Source organism: Oceanisphaera sp. (assembly GCF_052084945.1).
GTDB lineage: Bacteria > Pseudomonadota > Gammaproteobacteria > Enterobacterales > Aeromonadaceae > Oceanimonas.
Genome location: NZ_JBQDEX010000104.1, coordinates 1 through 3,447, shown reverse-complemented (window position 1 = coordinate 3,447; position 3,447 = coordinate 1). Strand labels below are relative to the sequence as shown.

Annotated in this window: 3 protein-coding genes; all 3 read left to right on the top strand. The window is 48.4% G+C overall.

All coding sequences use genetic code 11. From position 1 onward, the window contains the following. The first annotated feature begins 68 nt into the window (after positions 1-68). The 3 genes from ispE (at position 69) to ACTHY5_RS09610 (ending at position 3,169) form a co-directional block, all read left to right on the top strand. Positions 69-911 (top strand): 4-(cytidine 5'-diphospho)-2-C-methyl-D-erythritol kinase, encoded by an 843-nt coding sequence (gene ispE, locus ACTHY5_RS09620; RefSeq protein WP_441879091.1) that lies wholly within the window; start codon positions 69-71, stop codon positions 909-911. Positions 912-1,191: 280 nt separating this feature from the next. Next, positions 1,192-2,139, top strand: a complete 948-nt coding sequence (locus ACTHY5_RS09615) for a ribose-phosphate pyrophosphokinase (RefSeq protein ID WP_441879089.1) — start codon at positions 1,192-1,194, stop codon at positions 2,137-2,139. Between the two features lie 301 nt (positions 2,140-2,440). After that, on the top strand, positions 2,441-3,169 hold the full coding sequence (locus ACTHY5_RS09610) for a sulfite exporter TauE/SafE family protein (RefSeq protein WP_441879087.1): 729 nt from the start codon (positions 2,441-2,443) through the stop codon (positions 3,167-3,169). Positions 3,170-3,447 lie beyond the last annotated feature (278 nt).

Sequence of the window (3,447 nt, the reverse complement as noted above, 5' to 3'; positions counted from 1 at the left end):
ACAAACGGTATTTTTAACGTAGGGCGTACCGCGTTAAACGTACCGCTTTCTTTTACAGAGATTTCAATATGTTTACTTTACCGGCTCCGGCTAAGCTTAATTTGTTTTTATCTATTACCGGTCGGCGCGATGACGGTTACCATAACTTGCAAAGCTTATTTCAGTTTGTCGATTATGGTGACGCACTGACCTTTACCGAAGCGCCAGATAATGAACTGACCCTGACACCAACACTTGATGGGGTTTTGCCTGAACAAAATTTAATAATCAAAGCCGCGCGTTTGTTACAAGCGCACACCGGCTGCACGCAAGGTGCGCAAATTCATTTAACCAAACGTTTACCTATGGGAGGCGGTTTGGGCGGCGGTTCAAGTGATGCGGCCACGACTTTAGTTGCGCTAAATCGACTATGGCAACTCAAGCTAAGTACTAACACGCTGGCCGAATTGGCAGTGAGCTTAGGTGCCGATGTTCCAGTATTTGTACGGGGTTATGCCGCCTTTGCCGAAGGCATTGGCGAACAATTAACCCCCGCTTATCCTGATGAGCCCTGGTATTTAATATTGTGCCCAGCCGTATCAGTAGCAACTGCAACTATTTTTAACGACCCTGAACTAACCCGCAACAGCAAAGTATTAAGCTTACAACAATGGCTTAATCGCCCTTGGCATAACGATTGTGAGGCGCTGGTCAAAAAGCGTTACCCCGAGGTTGCCAAGCTCCTTAGCTGGTTGCTAGAATATGCGCCGTCAAGAATGACGGGCACGGGAGCCTGTATTTTCGCCAGTTTTGACAGCCAACAAGCGGCTGAAGCAGTACTTGCGAAGGCTCCAGTAGGAGTATTGGGTTTTGTTGCCAAAGGCTGCAACCAGTCTCCTTTGTTAAGTGAACTAGCTCGGCTAGACACCTAAACACCCTCTTGATTAGCACGTAAATACGCCGTTTATACAACAGCCTAAGCAGTTATTAATGCTATAAAACAGCTCCTAATCATAAGAGCTAATTGACTACTTAGTGTGCAAGCAGGATGATACCACTACGCCAGTGTGTAAATGATGTCATTCTGGCTAATAGGTTTACTGCAGTAAATGAATTTTAAAACGGGCTGGATAGCGAATCTGTTTTCGTGATTACGGGTTCACGGCCCCGTCCAGTCTCGCCACCCATGAAACAATCCCGAGGTTTTCAACCGTGCCCGACATGAAGCTGTTTGCTGGTAATGCAACGCCGGAACTTGCCCAACGTATCGCCGATCGTCTTTTCATTAAATTAAGTGCTGCCGATGTTGGCCGCTTTAGTGATGGTGAAATTAGCGTACAAATTAACGAAAATGTACGGGGCGGTGATGTGTTTATCATCCAGTCGACCTGTGCACCCACTAACGATAACCTAATGGAATTGATCGTGATGGTGGATGCGTTACGCCGAGCCTCTGCCGGTCGTATCACAGCCGTTATCCCCTACTTTGGTTATGCCCGTCAAGACCGCCGCGTGCGCTCTTCTCGTGTTCCTATTACAGCTAAGGTAGTGGCTGATTTTCTGTCTAGCGTGGGTGTAGACCGCGTATTGACCGTAGATTTGCACGCCGAGCAAATTCAGGGCTTCTTTGATGTGCCAGTAGACAATGCCTTTGGTACTCCTGTGCTATTAGAGGATATGCTGTCTAAAGGATTGCAAGATGCTGTGGTTGTTTCGCCGGATATTGGCGGTGTGGTACGTGCTCGTGCCGTGGCCAAACTGCTTGATGAAACTGAAATTGCTATTATCGACAAACGTCGCCCGCGCGCTAACGTGTCTCAGGTAATGAACTTGATTGGCGACGTTGAAGGCCGCGATTGTGTGATTGTAGACGACATGATTGATACCGGTGGCACTTTGTGTAAAGCCGCTGAAGCGTTAAAAGAGCGCGGTGCTAAGCGCGTTTATGCTTATGCTACGCACGCTGTGTTCTCGGGTAATGCTTATCAAAACATTAAAGATTCTGTGATTGATGAAGTGATCATCACCGATTCTGTGCCATTAAGCGATGACATGAAAACCTTAAGCAAAGTGAAGCAGTTGACATTGTCACCTATGCTGGCCGAAGCCATTCGCCGCATTAGTAACGAAGAGTCAATTTCAGCCATGTTTGAAGGTTAATACAGCGCCGAGCGCCCAGCACCAAGCGCCTAGCTGAGGAAAAGCCCCGATACCTGCGCTGGTATCGGGGCTTTGTTTTTTGTGCGAATGGGGCTGCCCAAAACAGGATCAAGACAACGACTCACATACTGCTAATGGTAAGGGCTACCCTACTAATAGTTGGGTGTTTGGCTCTTATCCTCTAAAGTCTTTTTCAGATCTTATCTCTATTATTCCGTGTTCTTTCGTGGGTTTCGTGGCGAAAAATTTTGATCCGTTAGTTGTACAGATTGATATAAGCATTTTTTAACAAAGGTGAATGATGTTTGAATTGTTGGGCTGGTCGTTATTGGCGGGTATTGTGAATGCCCTTGCTGGGGGTGGCTTGTTTTTTACCCTGCCCGCCCTATTAGCACTGGGCATTCCTAGTACCTCGGCGGTGGCCACGGCTAGCGTGGCCTCTTGGCCAGGTTACGCCAGTGCGTATTGGAGTATTAGGCAGCAATTACGCAACGGGCCTTGGCTGGCGTTAACGCTGATAGGCCTGCTAGGGGGCGGTTTAGGGGCTTTGGCCTTGGTGCAATTTAATGCCAATCACTTTAACTATTTAGTTCCTTGGTTACTGCTGGCGGTGAGCCTGCTCTATGCTCGTCAATTATTAAGCAAGGCCGGCTTTGAAGGCCCCTTGGTATTACGCCGCCGTGGTTGGCCTTTGCTGTTAGGCGGTAGCTTTTATGGCGGCTTTTTTGGCGGTGGCTTAGGGGTATTATTAATGGCGATCACCGGTCAGCTACGCATGGGCTCTAATTTGCAGCAACATGCGATGAAGCTGTACCTGTCGATGCTGGCCAGCGGTGCCACCATACTGGTGTATTCGCTGTCGGGGCTGGTGTATTGGCAAGGGGGCGTGGTGTTGGCGCTAGGATACCTGGTGGGTGGCAAAGTGGGCGCTAAGGTGATCACTAAAATTAACCCGCAGCTGCTTGCTTGGCTGATTGTTATTTTTGGTGTCGTACTCAGTGGTTTTTACTTTGCTAAGTTTTATTGGTGACTGCAAAGAGGACTGGCTTAGATAGACCTGTGAGGGAAAACGGTGAAATGGACAGGCTGAGATAGACCTGTGAGGCGTGAGGAGGACGACACTTAAAACACAGCTGGATGCTTGAAGCCGGAAGCTGGAAGCTGGAAGTTTAGACAAATTTTCTACCAATAATGGTAAAGCGGTGAATAACGGTAAAACGGACAGGCTGAGATAGACCTGTGAGGCGTGAGGAGGACGACACTTAAAGCCAACCCAATGCGCTCGTAGAGGCCGCTTCAGCTGGCCGA